Origin of the sequence: Agromyces rhizosphaerae (assembly GCF_027925245.1) — a bacterium.
Lineage (GTDB): Bacteria > Actinomycetota > Actinomycetes > Actinomycetales > Microbacteriaceae > Agromyces > Agromyces rhizosphaerae.
Genome location: NZ_BSDP01000001.1, coordinates 1,139,680 through 1,153,544, shown reverse-complemented (window position 1 = coordinate 1,153,544; position 13,865 = coordinate 1,139,680). Strand labels below are relative to the sequence as shown.

The window sequence follows — 13,865 nt, the reverse complement described above, 5'->3', positions numbered from 1 at the left end:
TGCACGTCATGCCCGCCGCGTCCGTCGTCCCCCTGATCGCGGTCGCGGCGCTGGCCGGCGCGGCCCTCGGCTGGTGGCTGCTCGCCCCGTGGGCGTCGCGCAACCTGACCGGGGGAGCGGATGCCGCCGAGTCGGCCGGGTCCGAGCCTGCAGGGCCCGAGCCCGGTGACGCCGCGCCCGCGCCTGCCGCGCCCGCGCCGCCCGCGGCGCCGCGCTGGTTCCGCCCGGTCGCCGCGCTCGCGACGGCCGCCGCGTTCGCCGCGCTCACCTGGTCGCTCGGCGTCTCCTGGCTGCTCCCGGCCGCGCTCGCGTTCGCCGGGACCGGCATCGCCATGTCGCTCGTAGACCTCGCCGAGCAGCGCCTCCCGAACCGCATGCTCGGCCCGTCGCTGGTCATCGTCGGCACGCTCCTGCTCGTGGCCGGCGTCGCCACCGCCTCGTGGTGGTCGCTCCTCTGGGCGCTGGTCGGGGGCATCGCGATGTTCGCGTTCTACCTGATCATCGCGGTGATCGCCCCGAACGGCATGGGCATGGGCGACGTGAAGCTCGCCTTCGTGGTGGGCCTCGTGGTGGGCTACCTCGGCTGGGCGCTCTGGATCCTGGGGCTCTTCCTCGGCATCTTCGTCGGCGGGGTGTTCGCCGTGGTCGCCCTCGCCGCGCGGCGGGTCACCCTGCGCGGGCACATCCCGTTCGGGCCGGCGATGGTGGTCGGGGCAGTCCTGGCCTTGTGCGTGCCGTCGATCCTCGCCGGCTGACCACTGCGCATCCCACCGGCACCCCCGATGTGGGGGCATCGCTCGCGGGGGCGCGCTCAGTACCGTGGACGGAGTCTCCGTCGGCCGGCGGCCGTCTCCGTTCGATCCGCGAGGTACCCATGCTCCGACTCTTCGCCACCCTCCAGACCCTGGCGTCGTCCATCCGCGACGGCGAGCGCGGCAACGCCGCCGAGTACGCCCTCATCCTGGGGATCGTGGCCCTCGGCATCATCGTCGGCCTCGGCGTGCTCGCGGTGGCGCTGAACAACTTCTTCGTCGACGCCGCAGGCGAGATCCCCTAGCCGGCGTTGCCCCCCCTAGTGGGGTGTGTCGCAAGACTCCATGCGCCCGTAATGTTCATCTCGTCGCTCGCGGGACGGGCGGCGACCCTACTGACCGACTCATAGGAAGCACCGAACATGCTGAAGTTCTTCGTCACCCTCCAGTCCATCGCCAACTCGATCCGCGAGGACGAGAAGGGCAACGCGGCCGAGTACGGCCTCATCATCGCCATCGTGGCGCTCGGCATCATCGTCGGTCTCGGCGTGCTCGCCGCTGCGCTCAACGGCCTGTTCAACGACGTCGCCGCCGAGCTGTAGTCGAGGGCGAACGCCCGACTCGAAACTGCGACATTCCGACTTGGAGACCTGCGACATCGCAGGTCTCCAAGTCGGTTGGCGAGACCGGCTCGCGAGCGGCACCGCGCGAGTACCGCCACGCGACTGACTCGGCGGGGCCGAGATGGCCCGACGACACGGCCCGACGACTCTGGGAGAGGGAACATGCTGCGCAACCGACGCGAACGGGGTGCCGGTGCTGTCGAGTTCGCGCTCGTCTTCCCGGTCCTGATCCTGCTCGTGCTCGGCATCGTCGAGGTCTCGCACCTCTACAACGTGCAGATCTCGCTCAGCGGCGCGGCCAGGGAGGCCGCACGGGTCATGGCGATCGAGGACGACGCCAGCGTGGCACGGAGCGCGGCGATCAGCGCCGCGCCGTCGCTCAACCCGGCGCTCGCCGCCGGGCAGATCACGATCACCCCGTCCTCGTGCGATACGAACCCCGGTGCCCAGGTGCAGGTGTCGATCGACTACACGGCGAGCCTGCTCACGAACCTCTTCCCGGCACCGATCGCGGTGTCGGCGACCGGCGCGATGCGATGCGGAGGCTGATGGTGTTCGGCAATTGGACGTTCCCGAAGCGCGAGCGAGGCGCGAGCGCGGTACTGGTGGGGCTCATGCTCGTGCCGCTGATGGGCGCCGGCGCCATCGCCGTCGACGTCGGCGCGCTGTACGCCGAGAAGGCACAGCTCCAGAACGGCGCGGATGCCGCCGCACTGAGCGTCGCGGCCGAGTGCGCGATCGACGAGACCACGTGTGCCGGCCCTGCCGGTGGCGTCGCATCGACCTACGCCACCTCGAACGCCGACGACGCGCTCGCGACGGCGCTGAATCCGGTGATCAACCTCTCGGCGAACACCGTGACCGTGACGACCGAGACGCTGACCGACGACGGCGCGATGCTGCGTCACCCGCTCGCCCAGATGATCGGCATCCCCTCGAGCACGGTCTACGCCGACGCGACGGCCGAGTGGGGCACTCCGGTGCAGGGTTCGGTGATCCCCCTTGCGATCGGACAGTGCGAGTTCGCGCTCTCGCCCCCGCAGGAGGGCGTGGAGAACCCCACGCGAATCCTCGTGCAGTACGACACGGTCGACCGCATGGAGTGCGAGAACATCTTCCTCGCTGGCGGATTCGGATGGCTGGACACGTCGACACCGTGCTGGGCGACCGTGGACGTGACCGACCCCTGGGTCGGCAGCGATCCGGGCAACAGCATCGCGAGTTCGGGCTGCGATGTCGAGGATGACATCGTCCCGCTGCTCGGCACGACCATCCTCATTCCCGTGTACGACGAGATCATGGGAACCGGCCAGAACGGGCAGTTCCATATCGCGACCTTCGCGGCCTTCAAGCTGACCGGCTTCAAGTTCAGCGGACAGAACACCTACACCGACCCCCTCGCACCGTCGTGCACCGGCAACTGCCGCGGCCTTCAGGGCTTCTTCATGAACTACGTGAGCGTGGGGGATGCGTTCGAACTCGGCGACGGCGTGGACACCGGACTCACCGTGGTGCGACTCATCGACTGATCGACTGCAGGCCCCGTAGGGAACGAAGACCCGCCGACGACCCGACGTCGGCAGAAAGCGTGACATGAGAATCAGGATCATCGGCGCAGTGATCGCCGTACTACTTGCGGCGATCGGCGGGTACCTCCTCTGGATGTACGTGCAGAGTGCGGACCAGCGTGCGGCCGAGGGGGCAGAGTTCGCCCAGGTCTACGTCGTGATCGAGGAGATCCCCTCCGGGACCCCCGGCGAGTTGATCTCCGACTACATCGAGGTCGACGAGCTCCCGCAGATCGCGATCCAGCCCGATATCGTGACGAGCCTGGACGACCTCGCCGGCCTGGTCACGAACGCCGAGCTCCTCCCCGGCGAGCAGTTGCTCGAGGCCCGATTCTCGACGCCGGCTGAGCTCGCCGCACAGGGCGACGTGGCACTGCCCGAGGGGTTCCAGGAGGTCACGCTTCCGGTCGAGGTGGCACGAGCCGTCGGCGGCGCGGTGCGGCCCGGCGCGACCGTGGGTGTCGTCATCACCGTCGACAAGGACATCCGCGCGGGCAGCAGCGAGGGGAGCGGTTCGACCGAGACCTCCACCCCCGACGAGGACGTGGCAGGCACGACGTCGAAGTTCACGTTCCACAAGATGCTCGTGACCCGCGTGCAGGCCGGAACGCTCGTGACCACCAACGCCGAGGAGGAGGTCACGACCTCCGACGTGCTGATGATCACGTTCGCCGCGAACACGTCGCAGATCGAGCAGCTGGTCTGGGCGGCTGAGCTGCAGGACTACAACGACAGCTCCGGCATCTGGCTCACGCTCGAGCCCGAGGACGCGGACGAGGACGGTTCGCGCGAGGTCACGAGGGACAACATCTTCGAGTGACTCGTTACCTCCTGATTAGCCGTAGCGCGGAGTACGAGACCCGTCTCCGCCGTCTGCTGCGGGCGAAACTCGAGGCGCTGCCGGGTGAGTACCTGGCGTTCGGCCCCGACGAGACGCTCGCGCAGCTCCGGGGCACGCCGCGAGTGGCGCTCCTCGGCCCGCTGCTGAACTTCACGGAGTCGAAGGCGATCGCCGCGGCGCTCCAGGAGCGTCACCCCGGCATAGGGCTCATCGTCGTGCGCGAGCAGCGTTCGGACCTCGAGGACTGGGTCGATGGCATGGCGATCCACGCGGTGCTCAGCCCGGAGGCCACCGACCAGACCACGGTCGACCTGATCAACCGCCTCGAGGAGTGGCTGGTCACGCACGGCAAGCTCCCGCCGGTCGACGACGAGCCCGATGAGGCCCCCGAGGAGGAGACGCCCGGGCCCGAGGCGACCGGGCTCGGGGCGTTCGGGCTCGACGCACTCGATGACGACGACGCCCTGCTCGACGAGCCGGAGGAGCCGGAGGCCGAGGAGGACTCGCCGGAGGACGACGAGGATGCCGAGGACGCCGAGGATCGATGGATCCTGCCGGTCCCGCTCGACGACGACATCCGCAGCGAGGTCATCGCCGTGGTGGCGCCGAAAGGCGGCCAGGGCAAGACGACCACCGCAATCAACCTCGCCACGGGGCTCGCCGAGGTCGCCCCGAACTCGGTGGTGCTCGTCGACGCCGACGTCCAGTTCGGCGACATCGCGCACGCGCTGAACCTCGACCCGCACTACTCGCTCGCCGACGTCGCATCCGCCGGGGACGACGAGATGGCGCTCAAGGCGCTGTTCACCCACCACGAGGACGACTTCTTCGTGGTTCCCGCGCCTCCGTCGCCCGAGCTGGCCGACGACATCGACGCCGCGGCGCTGGGTGCGATGCTCCGGAACCTCGCGACGATGTTCCGTTACGTGATCGTCGACACCACGCCCGGGCTCGGCGAGCACGCGCTCGCCGCGCTCGAGAACGCCACCGACGGCGTGTTCGTGACGAACATGACCGTGCCGAGCCTGCGCGCCCTCCGCAAGGAGTTCGAGCTGCTGCTCGACCTCGACATCCTCCCGTCGAACCGGCACGTCGTCATGAACTTCATGGACAAGTCGGGCGGCCTCCTGCAGAAGGACGCGGAGGAGATCATGGGCGCGAAGGTCGACGTGCTCGTCCCGAGGTCCGGCGCAGTCGTGTTCGCCAGCAACCAGGGCGTTCCGGTGATCCACCACGACGTGCGGGACCCGGCAGCGAAGGCGTTGCGGGAGCTCGTGCAGCGCATCGAACCGTCGGCCGCACCAAGCCGGCGACGCATCCACCGGAAGGCGAGGACGCAATGAGACTCAGCGACCGACTCGACCAGGCACGCGGCGCGCATCGCGCCACCGAGGAGGCTGTCGACCAGCCCCTCGCTCCCGAGCAGAGCCTCGAGGAGGCGACGCGAGCCCTGCCCGAGCAGGAGTTCGCGGACGAGGGCGTACCCGCTCCCGCTCCTGCACCCGAGGGCGACTCGATGGCCGCGCCGCCGCCCGCGCCGCCCGTGGCTGCCGGCTCCTCGGACGAGGAGCAACACTCCTCCACGTGGGAGGCGATGCACGGGGAGACGCGACAGGCGCCGGTCAGCGACGCGGTGAAGGAGCTCAAGGAGCGCGCCGCCCAGGAGCTGTTCCGGCGCATCGGGAGCCGGCTCAACGATCCGAGCCTCACCGAGGAGCGGCTGCACCAGATGGCGCGCGAGGAGCTCACGCGCATCGTCGCCTCGGAGCAGGTCGCGCTCTCGACCGTCGAACGCAACCGCCTCATCACCGAGATCGGCGCCGACGTGCTCGGGTTCGGCCCGCTCGAGTCGATGCTCGACGACGAGGCCGTCACCGAGATCATGGTCAACCGCCACGACCAGATCTACATCGAGCGTGCCGGCCGCCTCTACGAGTCCCGGCTGAAGTTCACGGGCGAGCCGCAGCTGCGACGCGTCATCGAGCGGATCGTGTCGCGGGTGGGTCGTCGCATCGACGAGTCGTCGCCGCTCGTGGACGCCCGCCTCGACGACGGCTCGCGCGTGAACGCGATCATCCCGCCGCTCGCCGTCGACGGCTCGTCGCTCACCATCCGAAAGTTCTCGCGCACTCCGCTCACCGTCGAGAACCTCATCTCGTACGACACGATGACCCGCGAGATGGCGGACCTGCTCGACGCCGCCGTCCGAGGGCGACTCAGCATCCTCGTCTCGGGCGGTACCGGCACTGGTAAGACCACGCTGCTCAACGTGCTCTCGGCCAACATCCCGAACGACGAGCGCATCATCACCATCGAGGACGCCGTCGAGCTCCAGCTCCAGCAGGAGCACGTCGTGCGGCTCGAATCGAGGCCGGCCAACATCGAGGGCCGCGGCGAGATCACGATCCGCGATCTCGTCCGCAACTCGCTCCGCATGCGCCCCGATCGCATCGTGATCGGCGAGGTGCGTGGGGCCGAGGCACTCGACATGCTGCAGGCGATGAACACCGGCCACGAGGGATCCATCTCGACCATCCACGCGAACTCGCCGCGCGACGCGATCGCGCGACTCGAGACGCTCGTGCTGATGGCGGGGATGGAACTGCCCCTCCGTGCGATCCGCGAGCAGATCGCCTCGGCGATCGACATCATCGTGCAGATCTCGCGCCTCCGCGACGGTACGCGCCGCGTCGTCAGCGTCACCGAGGTGCAGGGCATGGAGAGCGACGTGGTCACGATGCAGGACTCGTTCGCCTTCGACTACTCCGCGGGCATCGACGAGGACGGGCGGTTCCGCGGGCATGCGATCCCCACCGGCGTCCGTCCGCGATTCGTCGACCGCCTCGCCGACTACGGGATCGAGGTGCCCGCGTCGCTGTTCCAGAGCGCCGCGCCGCCGGCACCGGGCTACGGGAGGCGCTGATGTCCATCGCCATCTACGTGCTCGGCGTCCTCGCCGCGCTCTTCGCCCTGCTGGCGATCGTCGTCTTCGTGGTCGCGCCGCCGCCTCCGCGTGTCGCCGCCGAGCGCCGCCTCGCTCCCGGGACCGAGTACGAGTCCCGCATCACCAGGGCCACGAACCGCACGGTCAAGACCATCGAGGGCGCGATGCGCCGCCGCGACGGCGGCGCGTTCGGCGAGGAGGCGCTCGAGCTCGCCGGCGTGCGGATGCAACCGTCGGCGTTCGTGCTCGTCGCCTTCTCCATCTCGGCGGTGCTCGCGGTCCTCGGCGTCGTGATCGGCTTCGGGAGTTGGTGGTCGCTGATCCTGGGGGTGCTCTTCGCGGCACTCGGCCCGCTGCTCGCACGCGGCTACCTCGCCTTCCGGGTGTCGTCGCGCAGGGGGAAGTTCGCCGAGCAGCTCGACGACACGATGCAGCTGCTCGCGGGAAACCTGCGGGCCGGGCACGGCCTGGTCCAGGCCATCGACTCGGTGGCCCGCGACGGCGATGCCCCCACGTCGGAGGAGTTCGCGCGGGTCGTGAACCAGTCCCGCATCGGCCGCGACCTCAACGACGCACTCGAGGACACCGCCGAGCGCATGCAGTCCGACGACTTCAAGTGGGCGGCGCAGGCGATCGCCATCAACCGCTCGACCGGTGGCAACCTCGCGGAGGTGCTCTACGGCGTCGCGGGCACCATCCGCGAGCGCAACGAGATCCGCCTCAAGGTGAAGTCGCTCAGCGCCGAGGGTCGGCTGTCGGCGATCATCCTGCTGCTGCTCCCGATCGCGGTCTTCCTCGGCGTGCTCATCCTCCAGCCCGCGTACTTCGCGCCCTTCTTCACCACGCTGATCGGCTGGGCCGCGCTCGTGCTCGCGGTGGTGCTCATGATCATCGGCATCGTCTGGATGCTCGCCGTCGTGCGAGTGCGGTTCTGAGGAGGCCCTGATGAACGACCTGTTCCCGCTCATCGCGATCGGTGCCGTGACGATCGGCGCCGCGCTCCTCGTCTTCCTCGTGTTCGCCTCGCTGCCGCAGAAGGCGGCCGTGCGCGAGCTGCTCGAGCCGACGCAGGTGCAGGTGCGCCGCCAGGAGGACACCCGGTCGTTCTCCGAACGCGTCGCCGACACCCTCCCGAACGGGTACACCGGGTGGGTGCAGCGGCAGATCATCTACGCCGGTCGTACCGGCAGCTGGAGCGTGGGCGGCTTCGTGCTGCTGAAGATCTTCGTCACGGCGCTCGGCCTGCTGATCGGCATCGGGGCGCTGCTCGTCGCGCCGAACCCGCTGATGATCGGCGGTGGCGTGGTGCTGATGCTGCTGTTCCTCGTCGCGCCCGAGATCATGCTCAACAGCCGCGCCGACGACCGGCAGACCGAGATCCAGCGGGCGCTGCCCGACACCCTCGACCAGATGACGATCGCGGTGGAGGCCGGCCTCGGTTTCGAGGGAGCGATGGCGAAGGCCGCGCAGGGGGGCACGGGGCCGCTCAACGACGAGCTCATCCGCACCCTCCAGGACATGACGATCGGGCGCTCGCGTTCGGATGCGTACACCGCGCTCCTCGCCCGCACCAACAGCGAGGACCTCCGCCGATTCGTCCGCGCGATCCAGCAGGCCGACCGCTACGGCATCTCCATCGCCGACGTGCTCCGCGTGCAGGCGAGCGAGATGCGCGTCAAGCGCCGTGCGCGTGCGGAGGAGTCGGCGATGAAGATCCCGATCAAGGTGGTCTTCCCGCTCGTCTTCGCGATCCTCCCCGTGCTCTTCATCGTGCTGCTCTTCCCGGCGGTCGTGGGCATCATCGACGCGTTCAGCTAGGCGCGTCTCCACCGACGAAGCATCCTCGAGTTCGTCCGCGCCCCGAGACGCGATAGCGTGAACCCGTTCGCGTCCGTCCCCCTGCGGGCGCGGTGGGCTTCGCGATGCTGCGGCCCGAACGACCCCCCGAGCCGAGGACGAGCATCCCCATGCGCATCCCACCCGGCGGTGCTGACCACGCCGCCCTGCCCGCAGATCTCCTCCGAGCGCTCGCCGCCGGAACCGAGCGGGAGGGCGGAACGCGCGCATGAAGCCGATCGTCCTCGTCACCAGGAACACCGTCTACGACCTCCGCATGCGGCGCCTCCTCGAGGGCAAGCTGCGCTCGATCCCCGGGGAATTCCTCGGCATCGGGACATCGCTCGTGGTCGATCGCGTGGGGGACGCGCCGAAGGTCGCACTGCTCGGACCCGAACTGAGCGAGTCCGAGACGCTCACCCTGGCGGCCGCGCTCGTCGAGCGGCATCCGCGGATCGGTCTCGTGATCGTCGAGACGGAGCGGGGCGATCCCGAGACCTGGATCGGCCGGGGAGTGCACGCGGTCATCCCGGCGGCCGCGACCGACGCCAAGACCCTCGACCTGCTCACCCGGCTCCAGACCTGGCTCGCCGTCTACGGCGGCGAGCAGGACCCCGCCGAGTTCGGCGGAATCGACAGGGCCACGGATGCCCCGGTGGCGGCCGCGCCCGAGGCGGATGCCGGCGCGCGCGACCAGGAGGTCGTCTGGGTGGCGGAGACCGCGGGCCAGACGCGCGAGGAGGCGAAGCGGGCCGCACCTGCTGCCGCAGCGCAAGGGCGGGCGACGGCGACGGTGCTCGCTCCGGAACGCCCCGCGCCCGAGAAGGCCGAGCCTGACGCGCCGCCGCGAATGGCGCCGCCGCCCCCGCCGCCCGCGAGCTGGGCCGCGGAACCGAAGCCGGAACCCCGGCCGGACCCCGTGGCGGATGCTGCTCCGACAGCGCCGGAGCAGCCCGCCGAGCCCGAGACGCCGAAGGTCCCCAGCGAGGTCGTCGTGGTGGCCGCGCCGAAGGGCGGACAGGGCAAGACCACCGCGGCGATCAACCTCGCGGTCGGCCTCGCCGAGGTGGCGCCGGGTCAGGTCGTACTCGTCGACGCCGACCTCCAGTTCGGCGACATCGCGAGCGCGCTCGACCTGCCCGACTCGCGCACCATCGTCAGCGCCCTCGAGACGCGCAGCGAGGACGACCTCGTCGACCAGCTCGTCCGCCACGAGGACGACTTCTTTGTGCTGCCCGCGCCGCCCTCGCCGGAGGACGCGGAGCACGTGGGCCCGGCCGACCTCGTCGCCATCGTCCGCCGACTGAACCGGCGCTTCCGGTACGTCGTCGTCGACACCACTCCCGGCGTCGGAGCGCACAGCCTCGCGCTCATCCGGGCCGCGACCGACGGCGTCTTCATCGCGAACATCAACGTGCCCAGCCTCAACGCCATGCGCAAGGAGCTGCAGCTGCTCGCCGACACCGAGGGCATGCCGCCGAACCGGCACATGGTGCTGAACTTCACCGACCGCAGGGCAGGGCTCACTCCCGCGGAGGCGGTGGAGGTCGTCGGCACCCCGTTCGACGTGGAGGTGCCGCGTTCGGTCGCCGTGCTGTTCGCGAGCAACGAGGGCGTACCGCTGATCCACCACGACGTGCGCGACGCGGCGGCAAAGGCGCTGCGGAGGCTCGTGCAGCGGATCGACCCGGCCGCGGTGCCGACGCGACGGCGCATCCATCGCCGCTGGCGCGCGTCGTGACCTCGGACCGCACTTATCCACAGGTCGCGCGCCACGCCCACGGAATGCCCAGCACCGCCCGGTTAGCCTCACTCGTGTGACGGCGATTCTCCTGGGCGGCGGTGCGGTGTTCGGTGCCGTCGCGGGCTGGTGGCCGATCGCCGGGTCCGCCAGGAGCGCGACCCACGGCACCAGGATGTGGACGCTCCGGGCGCGCATCGTCGTCACGATCGCGGCCGGCCTCGGCGGCCTCGCCGTCTGCTGGGGCATCGGACTCGCGCCCGCGCTCCTGCCGGCGCTCGTCTTCCTGATCACGGGCACGGCCCTCGCGGCGATGGACGCGGCCGAGCGGCGGGTCCCCGCCGGTACGGTCTTCAGCGCGGGCGTGCTGATCGCGGGGATGCTCGTCGTCGCCGCGGCGCTCGACGGGTCGTGGTGGGCGCTGCTCTGGGCCGCACTCGGAGCACTGGGGTTGGGCGCGATCGCGGCTGCCGGCGCCCGCTGGCTCCCGGGCGTCGTCGCCTGGCGTGATCTGGGGCTGCCGATCCTCGCCGGGCTCATGCTCGGCTTCCTCGGCTGGCAGGCGTGGGGCGCGGGTCTCGTCGCCATGCTGGTGCTCGGGTTCCTCGCGTCATCCGTCGCCCGGCTGCGCGGCGACAGCGCCACGCTCGCCGGTGCCGTGCCGCTCGGCCCGTCGATCATGGCCGCGAGCGTGCTCGCGATCGCCCTGGTCTAGCTGCGGTCGCCCGCCCCGCCCCGCCGTCCTAGGCTGAACGAGGGGGCGAACGGGGGTGCACCGCGGTGAGCAGAGCGAGCGAGCCCGACTGGCGGGAAGACCTGCTGGGCGAGCGCTACGAGCAGGCGACCCTGCCGCTCGGCACCGATGACGAGGGCGAGGTCGTCGCGACGCTCGTGCGCCACCGGCCGAGGTTCCGCCTCAGGCTGACGCCCGGCGCCGCGGCCGACTGCGACGTGCTGTACGTGCACGGCTGGAGCGACTACTTCTTCCAGACCGAGCTCGCCGAGTTCTGGGCGGATGCCGGTGCCAGGTTCTACGCCCTCGACCTGCGCAAGTACGGGCGCAGCCTGCGCGACGGCCAGACCCCGGGCTTCGTGACCACCCTGAGCACATACGACGCCGACATCGCGGCGGCGCTCGCGGCGATGGGCCGCCCGCTCGACCGGCCGCAGCCAGCGCGCCCGCTCATCCTGCTCGGGCACTCGACGGGCGGGCTGACGCTGAGCCTCTGGGCGGCGCGGCACCCCGGTGTGGCATCCGCCCTGATCCTCAACAGCCCCTGGCTCGAGTTCCAGGCGAGCCGCATCGGCCGGGAGGCCGTGACGCCGCTCATCGACCTCTCCGCGCGGGTCGACCCCCGCGGCGGCCTGCCCAACGTCGACCTCGGGTTCTACACCCGCGCCGTCGCCGTGGAGGAGGGCGGCGAATGGGAGTACGACCGCGCCTGGAGACCGCAACGCGGCTTCCCGGCGTCGGCGGCCTGGCTGTCGGGCGTGCTCGCCGCGCACGCCCGCGTGGCGGCCGGCATCGACGTGGGCGCGCCCGTGCTCACCCTGCTGTCGAAGCGCACGACGATCCTCGCGCGCTGGAGCGAGGAGATGCGCTCGAGCGACAGCGTGCTGGTCGTCGACGAGATGGCCGAGCGTGCGCTGCGCCTCGGCCCGTCGGTCACCGTCGAGCGCATCGACGGCGCGCTGCACGACGTCTTCCTGTCGCGCCCCGAGGTGCGGCGCGATGCGTTCGCGCGTGTCACGCGCTGGCTGCGCGGCTTCGCGCCGGCCTGAGTGCCCCGCCTACCGGAAGTTCACGAACTGCAGGTCGACGTCGAGGTCGGCGCCCTTGAGCAGCGCGATGGTCGCCTGCAGGTCGTCGCGGCTCTTCGACGAGACGCGCAGCTCGTCGCCCTGGATCTGCGACTTCACCGACTTCGGCGCCTCGTCGCGGATGAGCTTGCCGATCTTCTTCGCGTGCTCCTGGTCGATGCCCTGCTTGAGCCCGACCTCGAGGCGGTACTCCTTGCCCGAGGCATACGGCTCGCCCGCGTCGAGGCTCTTCAGCGAGATGCCGCGCTTGACGAACTTCGACTGCATGACGTCGAGCACGGCCTTCACGCGCTCCTCGGAGTTCGCCTTCAGCAGGATCTTCTCGCCGCTGAACTCGACGGATGCCCCCACGCCGCGGAAGTCGTACCGCTGGTCGATCTCCTTGCGGGCCTGGTTGACCGCGTTGTCGGCCTCCATCTTGTCGACCTTGCTGACCACGTCGAACGTCGAATCTGCCATGCCCGCAAGTCTAGCCAGCGCGCATGCCGCGGGCTGTCAGGAACGGCAGGGCGAGCGGATGCCCCGGGTCAGGCGCTGGGGCTCGGGCGCGCGGTGCTCGCTCGCACGATGAGCTCGTAGGGCAGTCGGGTGTCGGCCTGCCCCGGCGGGGCATCCGTCGGCTGCAGTTGCTCGAGCAGGATCTCGACCGCGCGCTCACCCTGCTGCCGCGGGAACTGCGCGACGGTCGTGAGGCCGAAGAAATCGGCGAGGTCGTGGTCGTCGATGCCCGCGATCGACACGTCGCCCGGCACGCTCAGGCCGAGGTCGCGCGCGGCGAGGATCGACCCGATCGCCATCTCGTCGGATGCGGCGAAGATCGCGGTCGGCCGGTCGCGCGGCACCCCGAGCAGCTGCTTCGCCGCGTGGTACCCGCCCTTGATGCTGAAGTCGGCCGGCGCGAACAGCGACGGGTCGACCGCGTAGCCGGCGTCGACGAGCGCGGCCTCGTAGCCGAGGCGCCGATTCGTCGGAAGGTGGAAGTCGAGGTCGAACTCGTGCGTGCCGCCGATGTGCGCGATGCGCGTGTGGCCGAGCGCGAGCAGGTGCTCGGTGGCGAGCCGGGAGATGGCCACGTCGTCGATCGTGAGCGTGCGCACGCCCGGGATCGGGCCGCCGACGCCGACGAGCGGCTTGTCGAGCGCGTGCAGCCGGGCGACCTCGGCCTCGGTCAGCTCGAGCGAGACGGCGATCACGGCGTCGACGCGCTGCCGCAGCAGGAAGTGCTCGAACACGCTCTGGCGCTCGGAGCCCTCGCCCGAGAGGTTGTAGAGCGTCAGGTCGTATCCGTTGCGCAGCAGCGCGTGCTGCGCGCCCTCGAGCACCGAGGAGAAGAACCACCGGTCGAGGAAGGGGATGACGACGCCGATGTTGCGCATGCGCCCGGACGCCAGGCTGGAGGCGTTCGACGAGACGACGTAGCCGAGTTCGGCGGCGGCCGCGACCACGCGCAGCTTGGTGGCCTCCGAGACGGGCCCGCGTCCGCTGAGGGCGCGCGACACGGTCGCCGTGGAGACGCCCGCGAGCTTCGCGACCTCCTCGATCCCTGCCATGTCCCCCTCCTCCGGCGACGGATGCGGCGCAGGTGCGGGCCCTCGCCGTGCACGCTGCGCCTCGGCCATCCTACCGATCCGGGCAATTCGACCACGGAGGGCGCGGCGCGTTGGCGATCGGGGAACGGTTGGGGTAGACAGTACGCAGTCGGGGCCTGCCCACCGGGGGCGGCTGGGCCCACCGCTGTA

Annotated in this window: 15 protein-coding genes; 13 read left to right on the top strand and 2 right to left on the bottom strand. The window is 70.7% G+C overall.

What is annotated here, in order from left to right:
* The first annotated feature begins 8 nt into the window (after positions 1 to 8).
* The 13 genes from QMG39_RS05495 to QMG39_RS05435 all read left to right on the top strand — a co-directional run bounded on the left by QMG39_RS05495 (position 9) and on the right by QMG39_RS05435 (position 12,087).
* Positions 9 to 755, top strand: a complete 747-nt coding sequence (locus QMG39_RS05495) for a prepilin peptidase (RefSeq protein ID WP_281882874.1) — start codon at positions 9 to 11, stop codon at positions 753 to 755.
* 119 nt (positions 756 to 874) lie between these two features.
* Positions 875 to 1,057, top strand: a complete 183-nt coding sequence (locus QMG39_RS05490) for a Flp family type IVb pilin (RefSeq protein ID WP_281882872.1) — start codon at positions 875 to 877, stop codon at positions 1,055 to 1,057.
* A gap of 117 nt (positions 1,058 to 1,174) precedes the next feature.
* Entirely contained in the window at positions 1,175 to 1,354 is a 180-nt protein-coding gene (locus QMG39_RS05485; protein WP_281882870.1) for a Flp family type IVb pilin, read from the top strand.
* Positions 1,355 to 1,537: 183 nt separating this feature from the next.
* Complete coding sequence (locus QMG39_RS05480) at positions 1,538 to 1,924, top strand: TadE/TadG family type IV pilus assembly protein (RefSeq protein WP_281882868.1); 387 nt, start codon at positions 1,538 to 1,540, stop codon at positions 1,922 to 1,924.
* Positions 1,924 to 2,904 (top strand): pilus assembly protein TadG-related protein, encoded by a 981-nt coding sequence (locus tag QMG39_RS05475; protein ID WP_281882866.1) that lies wholly within the window; start codon positions 1,924 to 1,926, stop codon positions 2,902 to 2,904. Before QMG39_RS05480 ends, QMG39_RS05475 begins: the two co-directional genes overlap by 1 nt.
* Positions 2,905 to 2,968: 64 nt before the next feature.
* Positions 2,969 to 3,763: a Flp pilus assembly protein CpaB gene (cpaB, locus tag QMG39_RS05470; RefSeq protein WP_281882864.1), complete on the top strand. Its 795-nt coding sequence runs from the start codon at positions 2,969 to 2,971 to the stop codon at positions 3,761 to 3,763.
* The gene (locus QMG39_RS05465) at positions 3,760 to 5,127 is read left to right on the top strand and encodes a CpaE/TadZ family protein (protein WP_281882861.1); all 1,368 of its coding nucleotides are present in this window, start codon (positions 3,760 to 3,762) and stop codon (positions 5,125 to 5,127) included. Before cpaB ends, QMG39_RS05465 begins: the two co-directional genes overlap by 4 nt.
* Positions 5,124 to 6,707, top strand: a complete 1,584-nt coding sequence (locus tag QMG39_RS05460; protein ID WP_281882859.1) for a TadA family conjugal transfer-associated ATPase — start codon at positions 5,124 to 5,126, stop codon at positions 6,705 to 6,707. Before QMG39_RS05465 ends, QMG39_RS05460 begins: the two co-directional genes overlap by 4 nt.
* Positions 6,707 to 7,663, top strand: coding sequence for a type II secretion system F family protein (locus QMG39_RS05455; RefSeq protein ID WP_281882857.1), 957 nt, complete (start codon positions 6,707 to 6,709; stop codon positions 7,661 to 7,663). Before QMG39_RS05460 ends, QMG39_RS05455 begins: the two co-directional genes overlap by 1 nt.
* A gap of 10 nt (positions 7,664 to 7,673) precedes the next feature.
* A complete protein-coding gene (locus QMG39_RS05450; RefSeq protein ID WP_281882855.1) occupies positions 7,674 to 8,546 on the top strand; it encodes a type II secretion system F family protein in 873 nt (290 codons plus the stop codon).
* 247 nt (positions 8,547 to 8,793) lie between these two features.
* Entirely contained in the window at positions 8,794 to 10,305 is a 1,512-nt protein-coding gene (locus tag QMG39_RS05445; RefSeq protein WP_281882854.1) for a CpaE/TadZ family protein, read from the top strand.
* A 76-nt stretch (positions 10,306 to 10,381) separates the two neighbouring features.
* Complete coding sequence (locus tag QMG39_RS05440) at positions 10,382 to 11,020, top strand: hypothetical protein (RefSeq protein WP_281882853.1); 639 nt, start codon at positions 10,382 to 10,384, stop codon at positions 11,018 to 11,020.
* A gap of 65 nt (positions 11,021 to 11,085) precedes the next feature.
* The gene (locus QMG39_RS05435; RefSeq protein WP_281882852.1) at positions 11,086 to 12,087 is read left to right on the top strand and encodes an alpha/beta hydrolase; all 1,002 of its coding nucleotides are present in this window, start codon (positions 11,086 to 11,088) and stop codon (positions 12,085 to 12,087) included.
* 9 nt (positions 12,088 to 12,096) lie between these two features.
* On the opposite strand, the gene QMG39_RS05430 is transcribed toward QMG39_RS05435, so the two are convergent.
* Positions 12,097 to 12,585 (bottom strand): YajQ family cyclic di-GMP-binding protein, encoded by a 489-nt coding sequence (locus tag QMG39_RS05430; protein ID WP_281882851.1) that lies wholly within the window; start codon positions 12,583 to 12,585, stop codon positions 12,097 to 12,099.
* Positions 12,586 to 12,653: 68 nt separating this feature from the next.
* Positions 12,654 to 13,676, bottom strand: coding sequence for a LacI family DNA-binding transcriptional regulator (locus tag QMG39_RS05425; protein ID WP_281882850.1), 1,023 nt, complete (start codon positions 13,674 to 13,676; stop codon positions 12,654 to 12,656).
* Between the last annotated feature and the right edge of the window lie 189 nt (positions 13,677 to 13,865).